The sequence below is a fragment of the Roseovarius indicus genome (genome assembly GCF_008728195.1).
In the GTDB taxonomy this organism is placed as follows: domain Bacteria; phylum Pseudomonadota; class Alphaproteobacteria; order Rhodobacterales; family Rhodobacteraceae; genus Roseovarius; species Roseovarius indicus.
Genome location: NZ_CP031601.1, coordinates 54,594 through 74,989 on the forward strand (window position 1 = coordinate 54,594; position 20,396 = coordinate 74,989).

15 protein-coding genes are annotated in these 20,396 nt (G+C 61.3%); 12 read left to right on the forward strand and 3 right to left on the reverse strand.

The window, feature by feature from the left end:
* Nucleotides 1–215: 215 nt before the first annotated feature.
* The 7 genes from RIdsm_RS29495 (at nt 216) to RIdsm_RS29525 (ending at nt 8,122) form a co-directional block, all read left to right on the forward strand.
* Entirely contained in the window at nt 216–4,478 is a 4,263-nt protein-coding gene (locus RIdsm_RS29495) for a strawberry notch family protein (protein ID WP_074940726.1), read from the forward strand.
* Between the two features lie 121 nt (nt 4,479–4,599).
* Entirely contained in the window at nt 4,600–4,986 is a 387-nt protein-coding gene (locus tag RIdsm_RS29500) for a DUF6878 family protein (protein WP_037240036.1), read from the forward strand.
* 1 nt (nt 4,987) lies between these two features.
* A complete protein-coding gene (locus RIdsm_RS29505) occupies nt 4,988–5,449 on the forward strand; it encodes a DUF6915 family protein (RefSeq protein WP_057822078.1) in 462 nt (153 codons plus the stop codon).
* A gap of 100 nt (nt 5,450–5,549) precedes the next feature.
* A complete protein-coding gene (locus RIdsm_RS29510; protein ID WP_037240040.1) occupies nt 5,550–5,852 on the forward strand; it encodes a hypothetical protein in 303 nt (100 codons plus the stop codon).
* A gap of 126 nt (nt 5,853–5,978) precedes the next feature.
* Complete coding sequence (locus RIdsm_RS29515) at nt 5,979–6,701, forward strand: DUF736 family protein (RefSeq protein WP_037240043.1); 723 nt, start codon at nt 5,979–5,981, stop codon at nt 6,699–6,701.
* 154 nt (nt 6,702–6,855) lie between these two features.
* Nucleotides 6,856–7,359: a hypothetical protein gene (locus RIdsm_RS29520; RefSeq protein WP_236553432.1), complete on the forward strand. Its 504-nt coding sequence runs from the start codon at nt 6,856–6,858 to the stop codon at nt 7,357–7,359.
* Between the two features lie 163 nt (nt 7,360–7,522).
* Nucleotides 7,523–8,122, forward strand: coding sequence for a rhomboid family intramembrane serine protease (locus tag RIdsm_RS29525; RefSeq protein ID WP_107817808.1), 600 nt, complete (start codon nt 7,523–7,525; stop codon nt 8,120–8,122).
* A gap of 134 nt (nt 8,123–8,256) precedes the next feature.
* Here RIdsm_RS29525 and RIdsm_RS29530 read toward each other — a convergent pair whose 3' ends face one another.
* Together RIdsm_RS29530 and RIdsm_RS29535 are read right to left on the reverse strand one after the other, a co-directional pair.
* Nucleotides 8,257–10,587: a S8 family peptidase gene (locus RIdsm_RS29530; RefSeq protein WP_074940746.1), complete on the reverse strand. Its 2,331-nt coding sequence runs from the start codon at nt 10,585–10,587 to the stop codon at nt 8,257–8,259.
* Between the two features lie 8 nt (nt 10,588–10,595).
* Nucleotides 10,596–11,564: an AAA family ATPase gene (locus RIdsm_RS29535; protein WP_197060313.1), complete on the reverse strand. Its 969-nt coding sequence runs from the start codon at nt 11,562–11,564 to the stop codon at nt 10,596–10,598.
* 840 nt (nt 11,565–12,404) lie between these two features.
* Here RIdsm_RS29535 and RIdsm_RS29540 point away from each other — a divergent pair.
* The 5 genes from RIdsm_RS29540 to RIdsm_RS29565 all read left to right on the forward strand — a co-directional run bounded on the left by RIdsm_RS29540 (nt 12,405) and on the right by RIdsm_RS29565 (nt 19,535).
* Nucleotides 12,405–13,334 carry a DUF2493 domain-containing protein gene (locus tag RIdsm_RS29540; RefSeq protein ID WP_037240049.1) on the forward strand — a complete coding sequence of 310 codons (930 nt, stop codon included), beginning with the start codon at nt 12,405–12,407 and terminating at the stop codon, nt 13,332–13,334.
* Nucleotides 13,335–13,871: 537 nt separating this feature from the next.
* Complete coding sequence (locus RIdsm_RS29550; protein ID WP_037240054.1) at nt 13,872–14,078, forward strand: hypothetical protein; 207 nt, start codon at nt 13,872–13,874, stop codon at nt 14,076–14,078.
* 516 nt (nt 14,079–14,594) lie between these two features.
* Entirely contained in the window at nt 14,595–15,188 is a 594-nt protein-coding gene (locus RIdsm_RS29555) for a helix-turn-helix domain-containing protein (protein ID WP_037240056.1), read from the forward strand.
* On the forward strand, nt 15,175–17,526 hold the full coding sequence (locus tag RIdsm_RS29560; RefSeq protein ID WP_037240058.1) for a relaxase/mobilization nuclease domain-containing protein: 2,352 nt from the start codon (nt 15,175–15,177) through the stop codon (nt 17,524–17,526). Before RIdsm_RS29555 ends, RIdsm_RS29560 begins: the two co-directional genes overlap by 14 nt.
* An 8-nt stretch (nt 17,527–17,534) precedes the next feature.
* The gene (locus tag RIdsm_RS29565) at nt 17,535–19,535 is read left to right on the forward strand and encodes a type IV secretory system conjugative DNA transfer family protein (protein WP_057821953.1); all 2,001 of its coding nucleotides are present in this window, start codon (nt 17,535–17,537) and stop codon (nt 19,533–19,535) included.
* Nucleotides 19,536–19,538: 3 nt separating this feature from the next.
* Here RIdsm_RS29565 and RIdsm_RS29570 read toward each other — a convergent pair whose 3' ends face one another.
* Nucleotides 19,539–20,333, reverse strand: coding sequence for a BrxR family transcriptional regulator (locus RIdsm_RS29570; protein WP_057821955.1), 795 nt, complete (start codon nt 20,331–20,333; stop codon nt 19,539–19,541).
* Nucleotides 20,334–20,396: the final 63 nt, after the last annotated feature.

The window sequence follows — 20,396 nt, forward strand, 5'->3', positions numbered from 1 at the left end:
GTTGCCGCCGCTTCTTCTGTCAAAAAAAGTGTTTGCCGATCGGCTGCGTGACTTAGCCTTTGATTCGGACAAGGGCGGGTCGCGCTCGTAATCTGAAATTCTGCACTCACTCTCGTTGCCCAACCTCCGTCATAGCTTTCGGCGGAAACCCCAAAAAGTGTAGAGCGGGCTTTTTGTCCTTTGGAACTCAGACCCTGATCCAAAGGAAAATCCCCATGTCCAAACCCAGAACGGCCAACCCGGCTCTCGCAATCTCCGAAGCCGATCTCGCCTCTGCGCTAGCGCTTATCGGCACAGAGATCCACCACCAACCCCTGCGCAGCTCAGCGCTCGCGCGCGTCATGCGCGAGACGTTTCATGGCAGCGATGCCGGCGGTGCCTGGGACTGGCGTATGGCATATGACCTGATGCAGGCCGCGGCTGTCCAGGTGCTGCTGCGTGGGGACGGCGTGGCAGGTGATGTCGCCGCTGCAAGGCTGCTTGCCTCGCGGCTGCTGACGGAAACGCGCCGGTCAGAGCAGCAGATCCGGCTGCAGCAGTTTTCCACTCCGCTGACTTTCGCGGCGCTGGTCTTGCGGGCGGCGGCGATCCGCAAGGGCGAGACCGTGTTGGAGCCCTCGGCTGGCACCGGTGCCCTGGCCGCTTTCGCCGCCCGGGCCGGTGCCACGCTTTTGCTCAATGACATCGACCCCTTTCGCCAGCGTCTCCTGCGCGCGGTTTTCGGCGGCGAGGTCACAGGCCATGACGGCGAGCATATCGATGATCTGCTGCAGACCCCGGTTCTACCCGACGTCGTGGTGATGAACCCGCCCTTCGCTTCCTCGGTCGACCGCTCCCGGGACAGGCACATCGCTGCCAAACATCTTATCGCGGCTGCAAAGCGCCTGGCACCAGGTGGGCGGCTGGTGGCGATCATGCCGCCGGGATTCACACCCGAACGCGATGCCGCGCATTGGTCACGCGCCTGCGGTCTCCTGACGCCGCGCTTGGCGTTGACGATGCCGGGGCAGGTCTACCGCAAGCTCGGCACATCTGTCGAAACCCAGCTGATGGTCTTCGACAAGGTGCAGGAGGACGGCGAAATGATCCGCGTCCCTGTGCGGGATCTGGATGAAGCCTTGGCATATGTCGATGCCGTGGCCGCAACACGGACCGAGATGCGCCCGGCCCAACGGGTTGAAGCGATCCCTCACGGGCGGCCGGTTCGTCCAGTAGCTGCCCCACGCAAGACCGCCGGTGCGCCTTTCGCCGCCTCCAAACCCCGCGCCAATGCTGCCATCCCGCTCAGCTTCACAAGCTTCGATGTCCCGCGCGACAACACGCCTGTCTCGGACATCTATGCGCGCTACCGTCCGCAGCGGATCGAGATCGCGGGTGCGCAGGAACATCCCACGCCGCTGGTCGAGAGCATCGCCATGGCCTCTGTCGCGCCGCCGGTGCCCTCAGGCGCGGCCAGTGCGGAATTGCGCCTGCCTGCACGGTTGATCGAGGAGGGAGATCTCTCCGAGGCGCAGCTCGAGACCATCATCATGGCACATGATGCCCATGGGCGTGATCTGCCCGGTCGGTTTACCATCGATGAGGACCAGACCAAGCTGACGCGCGCCGATGATGACCCGAATGCACGTGCCTATCGCCTTGGCTATTTCCTCGGCGACGGCACCGGTTGCGGCAAGGGGCGCGAATGCGCGGGCCTCATCCTTGTCAACTGGCTGGCCGGGCGCAGAAAGGCGATCTGGGTCTCCAAATCCGCCACGCTTATCGAGGACGCGATCCGCGACTGGACCGATCTCGGCGGCTCGCCAGCCGACATCCAGCCGCTCTCCAAATGGAAACCGGACCAGCCGATCCCGATGGCCGATGGTATCCTTTTTGTCACCTACGCCACGCTGCGGTCCGCGGGCAAATGCGGTACCACGCGACTGAGCCAGACCCTCGACTGGATGGGCGCAGATTTTGAAGGCGTCCTCGCTTTTGATGAGGCCCATGCCATGCAGAACGCGGCCGGGTCCGAGCAGGGCAGGGGGGTCAAACCCTCCCAGCAGGGCCTTGCTGGCCTGCGGCTGCAACTGGCAGCACCCCGCGCTCGCGTCTTCTATATCTCGGCCACGGGCGCCACGAGCGTGCACAACCTGGCCTATGCCGCGCGTCTCGGTCTCTGGGGGCAAGGCCCCGAATACCCTTTCCCGAGCCGCGAGAGCTTTGTGTCGGCGATGGAAGCCGGCGGTGTCGCCGCCATGGAGGTGGTCGCGCGCGATCTAAAGACGCTCGGGCTTTACACAGCGCGTGCCCTCAGCTTCGACGGTGTTGAATACGATGTGCTGGAACACGCGCTGACCCCGGCCCAGATCGAGGTCTATGACGCCTACGCCGGAGCGTTTCGCACCATCCACCACAATCTCGAAGCCGCGCTGATAGCGACCGGCGTCAACGACTCCTCGGGAGAGACCAATGCCTCGGCCGCACGCGCCTCGGCCAAGTCCCGCTTCGAAAGCACGAAACAGCGCTTCTTCAACCATCTCCTGTTGGGCATGAAGGCTCCAAGCATCATCCGCGCCATCGAGGACGATCTGGCGGCGGGCAAGGCTTGCGTCATCCAGGTGGTCTCGACGGGCGAGAGTCTGCTGAAACGCCGGCTTGAGACGATGGACCCCGAGGATGAACTCGTCGAGGGCGCGCTAACGCCGCGCGATTACGTACTGGGCTACCTCGAACAGGCCTTCCCGATCCACGCGCAAAAGCTCGTGGAGATTGACGGCAACATGGTCGCGGAACCTTTACGGGATGAGACCGGGGCGCTCGTTGTCTCGCGCGAGGCGCTCGCCCTGCGCGATGCGGCCATGATGGAGTTGATGACGCTCGCCCCGATCCCCTCGGCGCTCGATCAGATCCTCTGGGCCTTTGGCGACGAGGCCGTCGCTGAAGTCACTGGGCGATCTATCCGCCCTTTGAAGGCCGAGGACGGTCATCTCTTCATCGAAAAGCGCGCCGCCAGCAGCAATTCGTCGGAGACCCAAGCCTTCATGGATGGCGAGAAGGATATCCTGATTTTCTCCGATGCGGGCGGCACGGGCCGGTCCTATCACGCGGCGCAAACGGCGAAGAACCAGAAACGGCGGCGGCACTATCTTCTGGAGCCCGGCTGGCGCGCGGATGCGGCCATCCAGGGGTTGGGCCGCACCCATCGCTCGGCTCAGGTCAGCGCGCCCTTCTTCCGCGTCTGCACCTCGGATGTGCATGGCGAAAAACGCTTCACCTCGACTATAGCCAAGCGCCTCGACCAGCTAGGGGCCTTGACCAAGGGTCAGCGCGAGACCGGCTCGCAAGGCATGTTCCGCGAGGAGGACAATCTCGAAAGCCCGATCGCGCGGGCCGCACTACGTGGGTATTTCGCCGATCTTGCCGCCGGGCGCGCTGAGGCGATGAGCTACAAGAGCTTCACCGACTGGACAGCCCTGCGGCTGATCGACAAGGACGGGGTGCTGCTCGAGGAGTTGCCGCCGATCCAGCGGTTTCTGAACCGGGTTCTGGCCCTGCCCATCCACATGCAGAACGCGCTCTTTGCCGAGTTCATGCGCCGGATTGCCGATCAGACTGAACGGGCGCGCGCGGCAGGCACGCTCGATCTCGGCGTGGAAACCCTGCGCGGCGAAAAGATCGAGCAGGTCTCCACAGAGGATCTCTGGACCTGCCCGAAATCCGGCGCCGTGACGCGGATCATCGGGCTCGAGGTGACGGACCCGGTCCATGTCTTGGGCGCTGAAGAGGCCATATCGCGCAATCCGGACAAGCTGCCGATGGTCAATCGCGCCTCCGGTCGCGCGGCGCTCATCTCGGCACGCCCGATGCAGATGTATGACGAAGACATCGTCACGCTGATGCGCAAGGTTGTGCGGCCAAACGGGTCGAGCTACCTGGAGGAGGCGCGGTTCACGTCTTCGGCCTGGGAAGACATCGAAAGGCCCGAGTTTGCAAAGCTTTGGGATGCCGAGGCTGCATCCCTGCCAAAAACCACCACAACCAAGCTCTACCTGCTGACCGGGCTCTTATTGCCGATCTGGAAGGACATTCCGACCACCAATGAACGCATCTACCGGGTCACGCCTGACGGGGCGACGGCGATGATCGGGCGCACGCTGAGCGAGGAAGGGGCGGCAGCGCTGCGCGCCCGCTTCCTCGTGTCCAACCCGCAAACAGCGCAGGAGATGCTGACCGCCGCCCTCGGCACCACCGCGCCTGTCGATCTGGGCCGGGGTCTCACCCTGACCCGTCGCCGTGTCGCAGGCGAGATGCGCCTTGAGTTGTGCGGCGTGGACAGGGGCATGATTGATGGCCTCAAGGCAATGGGGTGTTTCACCGAGATCATTGCCTTCCAGCTACGGGTGTTCCTGCCGCATGGGGACGGGATCGACACGGGAAGCATTCTGGCCCGGATCGTGGGGCAGGAAGCCAGCATGACGTCAGAACAAGCCGCCTGAAAAGTCAAAGCGAGCTTCCGGTCGGGCGGCGTGGATCGGGATTTGCCCGGGCTGCGCTTTCCGGGCGCGGGCAGACCAATGCCACGCCCGGCCCCCCAAATTCAGACAAGAGGACAGACCCATGACCAATCCCCAGATCGACTATGCCGCAATGGCGGCTCAGTGGCGTGCAGAGCGCGAAACCACATTGAAGGCATCCCGAACGGAGCTGCTCGCGCAACTACGTGCGCTTGGCATCAGCGAGGTCACTGCCGAATACGAAGGCTATGGCGACTCCGGCAATGTCGAGGATGTGACGGTGCAGCCCGCAGAGGTCCAACTGCCGGAGGCGCTTGCCACAGAGGTTGGCGACTTCGCCTGGTCGCTCGCCTATCACCATCACCCGGGGTTCGAAAACAACGAGGGCGGCTACGGCACGCTGACCTGGGACATAGCACTAGACAGCATTATCCTCGATCACGCGGACCGCTATGTCGAATGCTCGCACAGCTATGACGAGGGGCTTTGAGATGGCCCATCCGCTTCATCATGCTGAAAGCTCTGCCCGGAAATTCGGCGGGGTGCCGTCTGACTATCAGGCCGTGCACGATTGGTTTGACGCCTCGAAAGAGCACCTAGCGCTCTTCACGCACCGAGCCATGCGCCACCACGCTCAAGGCCTGTTCGAGGCCGAACGGGTTTTCGGCCTGACCCTGACCAATAGCGCGGGTCGGGACATTCCCGTGCGCTGGATTGGCGAGCAGCATATCCGTGAAGACTGCCAGGGCCGCATTCCGAGCATGGCGGACTGGCTGCGACGGATCCAGCCTGAGCCATGGATGGCCAACGGCCACATCGACCGGCATTCTGGCGATGAGCCCAGCGGCGACCCAAGGGTTGCCTGGGCCTCCGAGGTCGCCGCCGGAAGAACGGTTCTTGGCCTGAAGGATTGGATGGCGGCGCGCGCGATGCAAGCGGCGCAGAGTGCCTGACAGGACCCGGCTTTTTGCCAATTGAATACCGCACGGAAGCCCGGTTGGACGACCGGGCTTCTTGCGTCGTTTCCCCACCATTCTTCGTAAGGAGGATCGCATGACACTCGAAGACATCAAGGCCGCCGTCGATGCCGGGCAGACCGTGCATTGGGCCAATACCGGCTACATTGTCCACAAGGACGGGCTCGGTCAGTACCTGATCACCTATGTGCCGAATGGTAGCTGCATCGGCCTGACAGACCGGAGCGGGCACCGGTTGAACGGAAAAGAGGTGGAGTTCTTCATAGCGCGATCCGAGGACGGCGCGGAAAATCCGGGCAGCCAATCAAGACCAGACGGGCAGGGGAGGGGTGTAGCACCCGGAGGCGTAGGTGCATTCCCACTCGGACGGCAGCGCTGAGCCGGGGGGCGGGGCATAAAGGGAAAGCAAGCTTTCTGATTTGTGATCCCTCAAGGGGTCGAGAAAGTAATCCCGGATGCGCTGGCAAGAACGTCAGACACCGGCCAATCCAAAAGGAACTATCCCATGTTCGCAGGAACCCTCACCCGCAATGTCGAGACCGCAGCCGCCGAGTACACCGGCATGATTCACTCGACGCGCTTTGATATCGCCATCCAGCTGGAAGCGCGGGCCAAGATGTCCGAACGCAGCCCGGATTACGACGTGACGGCGGTCAACAAGTCTGGCCGCAAGGTGCGCATCGGTACGGCCTGGAACGAGACCGGCACGACCAGCGGCAATCCCTACATCTCGATGCAGATCGATGTCGGTTTGGGCCCGTTCCGCGTCAATGCCGTGCAGACGAAGGAAGCGCGCACAGCCCAGAGCGGCGAATTCGAGATCATCCCGCTGGTCTCGAACGGCCTGATGAAGTCCGGCTCGATCTCGGGCGAGCTCACCGCCATGGACGCCGACAACGCCTTCACCGGCTACATCGCCAACATGATGTTCGATCTGGAGTTCATGCTGATCGAGAACGATTACAAGACCGAAGACACGCATCCGGACTACCGGATCGAGGTCAGTTCGCCGCGTGGCAAGCCGATCCGCGTTGGCTCGGCCTGGATGGCCAAAAGCAGCCGCACGGGCAATGACTACCTGTCGCTGCTGATCAACACGCCTGATGGCGACCTGCGCGTCAACGCTGTGCAAAACGAGGAGCAGCGCGGTGGCCAGACCTTCTCGATCATCCCGTTCATCGACAGCGGTGAGCAGCCTCAGGACGCGGGGTTGTCATTGGTCGCATGACCAGCGCGCGAGAGAAGACGATCTGAACCGAAAGGGGAGCCGTGAGACCACGGTTCCCCTTTTTCCATGTCTGGCTGCACGAAGCACGCATCTGCTTGCGATCTGCTGAATATGATATACGATAATATATTATTGAATGGTCGAGGGTGGGCACATGGTGGCGAGACTGGGAAAAGCTCCGTGGTTCGAGAGCTTTGATGTAGACGCCGAGGTTGAAGAGCTTCTTGCTCATATCCAGCGTTGCACCGGATTTGCGCTGCCTGAACGACAGCGTGATGTCATCATGACCCATGCAAGGGCAAAGCTCGACAGGACAAGGCATGCATATCTGGAGGCCAAGGCGGCGGGAAAGCCGGTGTCCACATCGCGCCGCGCCTATCTGACCGACCTTCAGGACACGATCTTTATGGCGATCCCGGAAGAGAACCTCGCGCGGATGCCCCTGAGCGATCAGGTTCTCAACGATCCATCATTTTACGCGGACGCCATGCACTATGCCGCCGCGATCAGCGAGGATGAGCTCTTCATGGCGCTGTCCTCTTCGCTGAAGGACATGACCGTTCAAGACGCCCAGGCCTTTGTCTCAAAGCTCTGGCACGGCGCGATTGACGACAATGCCCGCAAATATGCCGAAGCGTTGAAGCGCCCCGAGCGTTAAATCATGCCGCTGCGGCCTGGGAACACCGTGTAAGATCGGAGCCATTCTCTTGGCTTGAGCCCTACCGAGTTTGGCCGCCGCGAACCCCCTTTCCCGGAGGTGGCACCCTGTGCAGCGCGCGAAAGCCGTTGAAGGCGCTGTGGGGACGACTACTGTCGCCAACATGATGAACCGGGATCATATGCGCGTCTTCTTCCGGCGCACCGCGGCGCTTGCCGCCTTTGTCGCGCTGCTCTGGGCGGTTCAGGTTGTCAATTGGATCACCGGCTACGGCCTGAACCCGGCCTTCGGCCTGATCCCCAGGCACGGCAGCGGGTTAGATGGTGTCATCGCTATGCCCCTCCTGCATGGGAGCTTCTCGCACCTGATGGCCAATACGCCGCCGCTCCTGGTGATGGGTGGGCTGCTGGTGGCAACAACCACGCGAGGCTTGCTGTCGGTGAATGCCGTGGTGATCGGCCTCGGCGGTGCTCTTGTCTGGCTGTTCGGAAGCTCCGCCATCCATATCGGAGCGTCAGGGCTGGTCTTCGGCTGGTTCGGCTTCCTCATCGCGCGCGGTCTTGTGGATCGCTCCCCGATCACGCTGGGCGCGGCACTGGTGGTCGGTGTCCTCTATGGCTCTATTCTCTGGGGCGTTCTTCCGGGCCAACCCGGCGTGTCGTGGGAGGCGCATCTCTTCGGCGCTATCGCGGGCGCGGGCGCTGCGTTCCTAATCCGGACGCATGTCCATGCGCCGCGCCTCGGCAGCGTCGATCTGGACTGAAGCCGTACACTCGGCCGATTCCGGCCGTTCGATGAGCGCAAAGTTCGCCGCAGCGCGGCTTGCTCGAAGCTGACGTTTGTTAGTCCGAAGATTACCGATAGACGCGCAAAAATTGCTAGAAAATGTCGGGGTCTTCAGGTCCGCAATCTCGGCCGTAGCCTTGCATACAGCTGCACTTGAGCATGGTGCTCCAGTTCGACTACCAGCGCGAAGTTTTGACGGATCTCCTGATCCATAGCCCAGCCACCCACGCAACGTACTACCAGATGATATTCACCGCCATATTGTGTTGTGTCGGCTGAGAACGATATCGAGGCGCTTTGGATTGTGTTTTTGTCGCGAGCGTTCTTCTTGGGCACCAGATCACAATCATATTTTCCCGCCATCTCTGGGGGATCCGTTCCCTCTCCCACCCGAGAGCGAAAATACTCGAAGACGTGATCGACCGGGCAGCCCCGAATAAGGCGAAAATTCATACGCGTGCCGATATACTCTGCGCGGGTTCTTTTCACCGGAGGATCATACGCCAGAGAAACCCGAATAGTGCGTTTTCCTCCTGTCTGAAACTCAATCGGTATTGGCAACCGATAGACTGCGAAATGGTCCAGTTCCAGACTGTCTTCCACGAAGTAAACAACGCGGTGATCATCCGAGTAGGCCGCACGCAAGGTGTCGACGAGGCCAATACCATGGACTCTTGAATGATCACGCGCATCAAGAGCCAACAGTCGTCGAGTGGAAGCCTCTGGAACAGTCGCGGAATTCGCCAGAAGCGCTTTGATCAGATTGGCTGATGCCCCGGGGAAACGTCTGACCAACTGCGCAGCCCTGTTCGCTAACATCGGTGCGGCGAAAGACGTGCCGCTTTTGCTTGTAAGCAATTGACGCAAGAAATCGTGGTTTGTTGTAATCAGGCCTGCCGTCGCCAGATGAGGGGCCGTCTGCAAACGCCTCGCCACGGCATCAAAAACCATTGTCCCGCCATAGTCGACGAAATCAGGTTTGGTCATGCCTCCGGCGCCTGGGCCAGTGCGCGTGAAAGGTGCAGGTTCATCTCGCTCGGTGATGGGCTGAATATGCGCATCAAATTCATGCTGAGGGCCAATGCCGTTTGCATGAGCCAATGCACCAACCGTCACGATGTTCGCGCCTCCAGCAGGTTCACATACACGGTTTGCGACTTCAAGGAGATAGCCCGGATATTGGGTCACGCCTTGCTCAACTGATGTACCGCCACGAGGGGGCCGGTTTCCCGCTGACACAAAGATCAGGACGTTCAACTCACGTGCCAACTCATCCAGCGTCGTTGCCCAAGGACCAACGCGTCCTTGCTCAAAGTTAGCCTTCGTGTCGCCGAGAGAGATCACGAATATCCGGCATCCATGACTTGCATTTAGGCTCTGGATCGTTTGTCTCATCTGGCTCGGCAGCGTCCGACGATCAAAAAACTTCCGCTCGTCCGTTACCACCTTTGCCGAGATAATTCTCGCCACACGTTGCAAAGAGGTTCCGTCGAGCTGCGACCTTAAATCACCAAGCGCGGCAACACCGGCCACTGCCGTCCCGTGTCCGGCAATATCTGCTTCACCGAGCTCGCTGGGAAAGGCCTCGCGCGCGACGATCGCATCCGCGAGGAATGGATGATCGTTCACGCCCGTATCCAACACAGCAATGATTGGCAGATCAGGGTCAAGAGGCGCAACGGGCGGAACATCATCTAGCGCGAACTGGACGATCTGATTGGCTTCGATGTCCGGCTCCGGTGGAAGGTCAATAAAAGCTACTTCAGGAACAGAAAAAATCGGTCTGATAGACTGCCCTGAAGCCTTGACCCGGATCATCGTGATAGATGGCCCAGAATAGTGGTCGTATAGCTCTCCACCCTGCTCCTCAATGAACGCGATGATTTCTTCTGCCTTTCGACGACGCGCAGCCTGCGTCCCGAACTCCCAAAGTTCGACATCGAGTATGTACTCTTGGCCGTCTTGAAGATCAGAAACCTCCGTAAAACCGGCTTCCTTGATCCTGATCCCGAGACGGTCGCGCGGCTCCAGTGTGCTAATACTACCGATACGGTTGATAAAACCGGAGTAGCTCGGATTCTTCTGACCTGCAGGTGTTGGTCCCTCATAGGCATCCAGCCTATTGCGAAAATCGCTCAGTTCATCTGTTGAAGAAAACAAGACGATATTGTTGTCATCGTCTGTATTTAACAACGTGAGTCCAAGCTGTTCCCAGTCTCCCTCCATGGCCAGTCCATGCATGTGGACTTTCAGAATCAGGGATGGATCGACAAATTGGGGAGGGCGGATGGCGCGTTGACGTGCGACCGCATCATCGGCTTCGCGCCGTATTTGCCCTCCGTGACCCTTTCCCGGCTTGGGCGCTGGACCGGGTCTGCCGTCTTTTCGGCGTGCAAAAGGCTCTTTCGCTCTGACCAGTTGCAGATGATCGTATTGTGCCAACAGTGGCCTCACTGGTTGTTCGATAATTTCCTTAATCGCATCCTGCGGCGTTCAGCGTAACGGATGGCATCACGAAAGTCTTTCTTTGAAATGCTTTTTCGGCGATCAAGAAGAGAAATTTTCTTGGCCTGGTTGCAAATTTTTTCAAGCTCGGCATAGGAATAATCAGCTAGGCTCTGAACGAAATCCTCTGCTTCGAACTCCGTTTCGGTGTTTTTCAGCGCATTGGTGAGATACCTGCGGACCATTGCTTCGTCGGGATGGTCAAACCATACTACTTCATCGAAGCGTCGCCATATGGCGGGATCAAGGTGAGCGTCCAGGTTAGTGGCGGCAATCAGAAAACCACCTGGCTGTATCTGATCGATGAAGATCAGAAGACTGTTGACCACGCGTCTCAGTTCACTGTGATCGTTGCCTTCTTCCCGCGACCGCGCAATCGCGTCAAATTCATCGAAAAAAAGTACGCATGGCTGGCGGCGTGCAAACTCAAAGGTCTTGCGAATATTGGTGGCAGTCTCGCCCAAAAATGAAGAGATGAGGCTGTCCAGTTTGACAAAGAAAAACGGCAATCCCAGCTGGCCGGCAAAAACCTCAGCACACAATGTCTTGCCCGTTCCAGGTGGCCCGCAGAACAGTAGTTTGGAACGCACGGGAAGCCCGTGGCGCTTGATCGTTTCGGACTTTCGGAATTCATCCAGTAGCCCAGTGAAGAGCTCAATGTTGTCGTGAGTCAGGATAATGTCATCGGGCGTATGAACGGGTTCGATCCGCTGGATGAACTCTCCGGCCTCGTCTGGGAACGGCACCAAAGGAGAAAGACCCTTGGCTTGCGGGCGTGTCGTCAGTCCATCCAGTGCCTTGCGCAGTGACCGTGCTAGCACTCGGTTGTTCTTTTTTTCCTCTTCGGAGATGATCTGTTCGACAACACCACGGAATTCATCGTCGCGCCCGTAGCTCGACAACAGCTTTTTCATCAGTTCTCCGCGTGCCATGCAACCACCTGCTTTTCGTAAAATCGTAGCCGAGTATTGCGACGAGCGCTACCGAATTTGACGCTTGATTTGGATAAAGCCGGGTTGGCATGCCACGGTGTCGAGAAAGGCTGAGGGCGCATCAAGTCAGTTCGAAATCTTACGGCAAACGTCCGGTTTTCTTGACCTGCTTCACTTTTTTCGCTGCCGCAGCGAACGTCCGCCCGCCCTTTAAGTCGAATGCCCGGACAAGCAATACCTATAGTCGGCAGCGGCGTCGCCCGCACATCAACCTTGGCCAGAGCCTTGCGGCCTCCCCAGCTCGGCTGCGCGTGTCGCAGGGGAGAACGGCCCTTCGGTCCGTCGCGCATTCGGCCATGTGGCCTCACCGCGGCGTCGCGCCTGGCATCCCGGTTTGCCCGCCTCGCGAGCACGTCCCTCCCCGGCCGCTCCGCCGGATTGCGCTCTGGTCTGTTTTGCGGGGCAAAACGATCCCGCCGCTTCATCCGTCTCCCGCGTCCGGTCGGGCCGTTTGCCTGCTCGGGTCGGGCAAACCTACCCTCAAAACACACACACATGAGCGTGGAAGCATATCCTCCGGATGGCCCCCAAATCAGCCCGCGTCAAGGATCGCAAAACTTTTCGGCGAGGGCGGGGGCCTGTGGCGTGGGGCGATCCCGTGCGTGAGCGCGTGCATGCGTCAGCTGCTGCGCGCAGAAAACTTTTGCGCCCGGCAAGCCGGCGGCTGCGCCGTCCCTGACCCGGGCAGATTCGGAAACCAGGCATTCGGCCATGCCCCCACACTCACGTGGTGGCCTTGGAACCGAACACTGGAGACCAGACATGGCTTACGACAATGCGAACACCTACGAGACCATCGAACTTTTCGGGCTGACCGAGAAGGACGCGCAGCTGCCGATCCCGGAAGATCACATCCTGACCGACCACATCATCCGCGAGAGCTTCGAGGCTTTGCTCGGGCAGTTGCGCGGGACCGGGCTTGAAGCAGAGATCGAACCGCTGGCCCATGGGCTCGCCACGATCCTGCAGCGCCGCAAGGTGGCGCTCGGCAAGGAGGTCGACCGCACCGCCGACAAGATCGGCGCGCTGGCAAAATCCCATGACGGATCGGAGATCGCCGAGACTGCGCTCGAAGAGGCGCAGGCGCGCTTTCTGCAGCTGCGCGAGATCGTCAGCGCCATCGAGGTGATGAGCGAGGCAGCGGCGGAATGCTACGAGATCGAGACGGGCCACGCCTTCATCCCGGCAGCCGGGTCGCGCGCAAGCGTCCGGGCGCAAGAGACCGGGGCGGTCTTCGAGGCGCGGCAGCTCCTCGAGCAGCACGACCGTGAAACCGCCGAGAAGTCGAAAGTCGAGGGGGTTCCCCTGATCGTCTCAGGCGCCACCGACTGGACCGATGTTGATGTGGTCTTCAACACGCTCGACAAGGTTCGCGAGCGGATCAAGCAGAACCGCAATCAGGAGATCTTCCTCTGCCACAAAGGTGGCAAGCACGGGGCGGAGATGATTGCGGCTCGGTGGGCGCGCGCACGGGGTGTCGCACAAGCGCGCTTCGATCCGCGCTGGTCCGCGCATGGGCGGGCGGCACCGTTCAAGTGCAACGACGAAATGCTGGACGACAAGTTCGCGGCGACGGGGGTTGTACTCTTCGGCGGCAACGGGGTCGCGCTGAACCTCGGGCAGAAGGCGGAAGCGAAAGGTCTGACGGTCATGCGGGTTGCGGACCCGGCGAAGAAGGCGTCGCAGGATTGAAGAGAGGGGGTCGCGCTTGGCGCGGCCCTTTCGTCATGTCTCATGGCGCGTGCGATCGGTCATGCGTGATCGGCAGTCTGCAGCGGCCGGCACTGCCATCCCTCTACCCAGTCCGTCAGAGTGCGGCCCATCCGCATCGGTATGGGCTGGGGATGGTGCGCACCTCACGCACATCGTTAGCGGGGCAAGACGCGAGGGATCGAGACGTCGCACTTGAGGCTGAAGACCTGCACAACCTTCGGGTGGTGTTTCGGAACATCGCATCCACGCGGGCGGGCTCCGTCAGCACCCCGGCCAGGCTCGGCGGGACGCGGACGCGGATGGTGGCGGCTGCGTGATGGCAAGGGTCATCCGGATCACTCCTTTTTGCTCATAGATGTGGATCGCACGGCGTCGGCCCAATCGTGCCCTGCGCTTCGCTTCGGCAAGCACAAAAACGGCTTCCACGGCTGGCCGCGGACCCTCCGCATTTGCGCTTGCGACCGAGCCTTTTGCCCCCGTGCCGGGTGATCCCCATCGCAACAAGGAGTAACCCAAATGACCAACCACTACGTCGCCACCGTCCCCGTCAAGTTCACCGACACCGATGGCCAGGAGCGCACCCGTTTTCAGCGCGTGGGTGCGATGTTCCGCAACACCCGCAACGGGGGCGGCTCGGAGTTCTTCAGCCTCAAGCTCGACTTCCCGGTCGCGGTCTCGGAGCTGGTGATGTTCCCGCCGAGCGCGAAAGATCCCCAGGACTAAATCCTCTGACGAGGATGGGCCGCCCCAGGACGATCTTGGGGCGGCCCGATCCCTGTTCCAGGGATGCCGGTCCCTACGCGTTCAACGGACGCACTCCGCCCGGAATGATCAGGCCGCGACAGACCGGCCAGTCAGCCTCAAGGGGGCCATCCACAAAAACCTATCGGCCAAGGCCTCCCGGTTTTTGCGGCAGAGATTTGGCAAGCCAAATCTGGCCCTCCTTGACCCTGCCTGTCCGCCCTGTCGGAGGGGTTTGCGCCCGCCCGCGGTTCCGTCCGAACACGTGGTGTTCGGCCAGACCCTCGGGCGGGGCTGGCGGACCGGACCCCTAGGACAGGTGGGTCGCCCTGTGGTGAGGCCGGCAGAGCCGCGTCCCTGCGGGCCGCGGGGGAAGCGGACACCAAGGCTGCCTGAGCCTGAATGCGACGTAAGTATATAATTGACAGCGTGATATATTATTGTAAGGTAGGGGCAGCCTTGGTGGAAGGTGGCAGGAAATAGGGGTCTTTCTTCCGCATGTCCCGAACAAAACGCCTGACAGAGATCGAGAAGATGCAGATCGTCCGCGAGGCCGCGGAGGGTGTGTCGACGTCCGAGCTGGCTGCGCGGTTCGGTGTTACATCGCGCGCCGTGCGCTACGTCTTGAAAGCCGATGCCGAGCGCCAGACGGATGCCGCAATTCCGGTCTCAGCGGTCAGTGTGAAGGTCACGGCTGCGGAGCTTGAGGCGCTCGACGCGGTGCTGGCGAAGGCGGGGATCGAAAGCCGGGCCGAGGGGCTGCGGCGGCTCATTCAGGCGGCAGGCGGGGTGTTCGTTCCGGACGCGCAGATGGCAGCTGAGATGGCGCGCTACCGCGCCTCGCTGCACGAGGTCGGCAATGGGGTCGCGCAGATCGCCAAACAGATGACGCAGGCCAATCGGCAAGGGCAGGGGGCAGGGGGCAGCACGAGTGCCGAGTTCACTGAATTGCGCCTTGCACAGATGCGCGGGCTGGCGCGGTTCATTCTGGATTCCGCTGACGAGATCGACCTGCTGCTGCGGCGTCGGCGCGACGTCATGCAGCTGGAGGCCACGGCCGCGCTGAGGGAGTTTGCCCATGCGGCTGAATGATGCTGTCCATGCCGTCACGGGCGAGGTCTTTCGGGATGGCTGGAGTCGCGTCCGGGGCTCGATGCAGGGGCTGCACGTGGCCAAGCAGACCCAGCTTGTGCGCGCGGCAGCAGGGCATCGGCCGGCGGTCTTCAAGGCAATCCGAAGCGGGGGTACGCACACGAAATCGCAGCTCGCAAACCAGCTCGATTACCTCACGACCAAGTCCACCCATATCGTGGACAGTAGCGGGTTCCTGGATGGCAAAGCGAAGCTCGAGGCGGGTGATATCAAGGATCTGACCGAGCGCTTTGCCAAGCGGTGGGATGCGGGCTTCAAGCCCAAGCTCGGACAGACCACCCACATGCTCATGTCCTTCCCCATCGGCACGCGCGGCGAGGATGTGCGCGACATCGCGACTGATGTGGCGGAGCGGTTTTTCCAGACTGATGCGGGGCATTTCGACTACATCATCGCGGTGCATGAGGACCGCGATCACCCGCATGCGCATCTGGTGCTGAACCGCCGCTCGCAGGAAGGTGAGTTCTTTTTTCTGGGGCGCAATCATCGCTTCAACTATGACGACTTCCGCCTCGCCATGGTCGAGGAGGCGGAGAAGTACGGCGTGCGCCTGGAAGCGACGCGCCGGGTCGATCGCGGTGTTGTGCATTACCCCGCCGCTACCCGCGAGGTTTATGCGGCGAAAGAAGAGGGCCGCGCGCCCCGCGAGCGGGAGCGTGTGGGGGCCGACCTGACCCGGACGCTGGCGGAGATCGCCAACACCAGAACCGTCTACCATTCGCTTGCCGTGGAGGCCTCCCGGGAGACCTCCGAGGTCCGCGGGGCCCGCGAAGACATCGCCGCGGCCCTCTTCCGCGCGGGCGAGGTGCTGGCGCATGGCGGGCAGGTGGACCGAACAGGAGATGTCTATATGGCCGAGGATCAAAGCTTTGAGGATTTGAGAAGCCTCTATGCGGAGAAGCTCGCGCGGGTGCAGGGCATGATCGCCGAGAAGCCTGACGCGGAACGTCCCGTGCTGGAAAAACGTCTCATCGAGATCCAGACGCAGGTCCAGCACATGCAGCCTCTCGGTTTGCGATCATCCACGCTGTCAGAGCCCCCCTCGGAGGGCGGGATCTATTCCGAAGCCAATATCGACGCCAGCCAGCGCGAGCGTCTGGTAGAGCCCGATCTGAGATCGCGCATTGACGCGGCACTACACGGCACGAGGATCAGCACATCGGAAGTCGTGGCCCGGATCGAGACGGGCGCCTCAAATGCAGCACTGGAGCATCAATGGATTGCCGATGATCTCTCCAAGGTGGCCGAGGCGCGCGATCTGAACCTCGAACGCCGCGCCGATCTGGAACAGGCGCGCGACATCCTCAACGATGTGCATGTCGTGCTTGGCACGCTTCTGGAGCGGGAGAACGTGCTGCGCCGGGATGGTGTCATGGAAGAAGAACCGATCAGCGAGCGGTTCCATTATCACCGGGACGCGGTCCGGGCGATGGAAGGGACAATCCGTCAGGAGATGCGCGCGGACGGCCTGACCGCGCAGCAGATCGAGGACCGGGATTGGGAGGTTGTATCGCGAGCGGAGCGCCGGATCGAGACGGAGCAGCGCGCGTATCTCGAAGCACACCCGGACCTGCTCGCACGCCCCGGCGATGTGATCGACCGGTCTGAACCCTACAGGGAGACCATCACCGATGCGGCCCGCGCCAGCGAGATCACCCGCGAGGTCGACCGGATCATGGAGGGACGCGACGTCCGCACGCCCGTTGCATATGCTGTCACGGATGACTTGCGCGCGCGCTATCCGGACATGCCGTCCCATCTCGCCCGTGGGCTCGGCGCGACCTATGCGGCCGTCGTCGAGATACGCGACACGGAGGTCATCAATCAGGTCCGCCGCGAAACCGAGATGCGCGAGGGGCTTGGGGTTGGCACGCGCGACGCACTCCTCGCAGCCCGCGGTGAAACTGCGCCGCAGTCTGACCGTACCGACCGCCTCGCAGACGAGATTGCGCGTGTTCTGGACCATGAGCGGGCGGGGGAGTTGTCCGCGCCTTTCGAGACCGAGGCGGAGCGGGACGCTTTCCGAACCGAGATCGCGCGGGTGCTGGATGACCGTCAACTTGAGCGGCTCACATCCGGCGATGCCGATGCGCTGGACAAGGTTCTCGAGGACCGCCTCGACCGGCTCTATGTCGCCAAGGTCTACCTGCAATCCGATGCCGCGACGGCCAACACGGAGGCCCTGCGCCAGGTGGTCGATGATCTTGCCGACACCGAATATGAAAAACACCGCGCCACAGACGTGGATGGCGAGACCGAGCGGGGACAGGTCCATTGAGCGCGCCCATGGGAAAGGCGCGGATCGCGACCGGTGTCTTGTTGGTAACGCTGGTGACCGCCGCCATGGGCTATACCATCGCCTCGGCGGTGCTGACCTACCAGGATCTCGGCTTCGGGGCCGAGATCGATTTTGCATATATCGCGCAGAACTACCTGGCGATCCTGGACCGCCGCCCGGAGGATGCGCAACTTATTCACCTGATCATCGGCAGCTTCGCCGCCGCCGGCCTGATGCTGAGCCTCGCCCTCTCAGGCTCGGCCCTCACACGCTTTGGCCAGACCCATTGGCAGACCGCGCGCGAGATGAAGGCCAATGGCTTCTTCGGGGCGCCAGGGACCGGGTTCATCCTCGGCAAGCTGGGGACGCCGAGCTCCCGCGCCAATTACATTTGCTCGAAGGTTTTCCCGCATGCGCTGATCGTGGCACCCACGGGCCGCGGCAAGACCACGGGCTTCGTCATTCCGAACCTGCTGACCTGGCAAGGCTCCGCCGTGACGCTCGATGTGAAGGGCGAGTGCTTTGAGGCCACGGCCCGGCATCGCGCAGCCCAAGGCGACAAGGTCTATCGCTTTGCCCCCACCGATTGGGAGGGCAAGCGCACGCACCGCTACAACCCGCTCCTGCGCATCTTTGAGCTGAAAGATCCCGCGCGCCAGCAGATGGAATTGCAGCTTCTTGCGACGCTCTTCCTGCAGAGCGACAACGACCGGGTGCAGGGCCTCCTCAAGGGCGGGATCGATCTCTTTGTGGCGGCGGGCCTCTTGGCCTTCCAGCGCAAGCGCCCCACCTTGGGAGAAATCTATCGGATCGCGGCCTCGGGTGGGAACAAGCAGAAGGAGTACTTCGCGCGGGGCCATGAGGTGGATAACCGGGCCGCCAAGCTGATCTTCACCCGGCTGGCCTCGACCAACAACGATACGCTGACCTCTTACGTCTCGCTCCTGATGACCTCGGGGCTTGATCAATGGCAGAACCCGGCCATCGATGAGGCGACGGCAGTCTCGGACTTTGATTTCCGGACGATCCGCAAGAAGCCCTTCTCGGTCTATCTGGTGGTCCAGCCGCTGATGGTGAAGCCGCTCGCGCCGCTGATCCGGCTGTTCTTTTCCGATCTCCTGTCCGCCATGCAGGAAAAGGATCCCGGCCCCGACGAACCCTGGCCCGTGATGATCATGCTCGATGAGTTCAATCGCCTCGGCAAGATGCCCATTGTGGTCGAAAGCATCGAGACCTTGCGGACCTATCGTGGTCATCTGGCCGTGGTCACCCAAACCATCCCCGCTCTTGATGAAATCTATGGCGAAAACACCCGCCGCGCCCTACAGGGCAACGCGGGGGTGAAGCTCTACCTGACGCCCTCTGATGAGAAGACCGTCGAGGAGCTGAGCAAGGCTGTCGGCAAGACCACGAAGACCGTGGTCACGCGGTCTCAGTCCATCGGCAAGAACCCCTTCGAAGGACGCAGCCAGTCCACACGGACCGAAGAAAGTTCTTTGCTGCCCGAAGATGAGGCGCGCCGCCTGCCGCTCGACGAGATCGTCATGGTGATCGATGCCCAAATGCCGGTCCGGGCAAAGCGGATCCAGTATTTTGACGATCGGCTGTTTAAGGCGATCCACGCGGCACAGACGGGCGAATTGCCGTTCCCGGAGCTGGGGGGAGGGGGGCCGCAAGGCAATCTGCCGTTGAGTATGCGCGCCATGCCGATGACGCCGCCGCCGGACGGGTCAGGCGGATCCGAAGCCGATGTGGTGGCCGCACGCCAGGCTGCGGATGGCCAATCGTCAGAGCAAACCGATGTCGTCCCAAAGAAGACCGCGCCCGCCGTTCAAGCCGTCGTCGCCGAGGAACAACGACAGATGGAGATGGATTTTGGGGGCCAGGTTGCGAATTGCGAGACAGTGGGCGTGGATGATGAGGCGCAGATGCGTTCTGCCGTCGATGGTCTCGATATGTTAGAGGCAACTATGGAGCGGAGCAAGAACGGCGTACGAGAAGGGATCTAGTTATCATATTGGTTCGTAGTCCGTTTTCGCGCGCTCAAGCCGTGCGCCCACGGTATCCAACCCCCATCGACGATCAAAAAAGAATTCCAGCGCTTTTCTGGTTTCGACTCGAAGCCATTCGCCTTCAAAGCCGAATTCACGTCTGACGACCTTTGCTTGCTCATCTGAAAGTCCTGTCTTTGGTCGCAGCCAGATGATTGCTCGAGTATTCCAATCCACGTCCTCCGGCAGAGGCTTGTCTATGGGTTTCTCCTCGAAGGAGCTGTCAGGATCGATGCGGATCGGGAGGTAGTTCCGATATTCACCGTGCTTGAAACTGTGGGCACGCAAGTGCACGCTTTCACCATCGGACGTGAAGCGGGTCGGCGCAATCCACTGCCCTTCGTCGGTACCGGACGACATCGACGTGTACCGTACGTGGAGGGCTTTCCCCGACCTGATTGCCTGGTGAAGCAGCGCGATAGTCCTCCGATCTGCCTTGCGTTCCGGTCGTGGCAACGCGGAAGGCGGCGTATCTTCATCATCGCTCGTCAGGATATCGAGGGCTTCGGTCAGCCCGGATGGTGCTAAAGGCTCGTGTTCGATCGAAGCAATATAGGTCTTTCGCACCGGATCATAGGTCGGCGGTGTACTGTGCGCTAGACTGAGATAGACACGAAAGTCCAGCGCTGCCTGCGCGGTCGAAATACCGAAGTGGTCGATCAGATCCTTGCGGTTTGCCATACCCCGCCAAGTCAGGCAGCGGTCCAGAAAGATCAGGCGCTCTCTCTGCGCATGTTTGAGGTCGTCGAGCTTCATGTGCGCATCCCTACCTTGACTCTCGCCTGTATGTCCATCTAGAAATTATACGATTAAAAAATA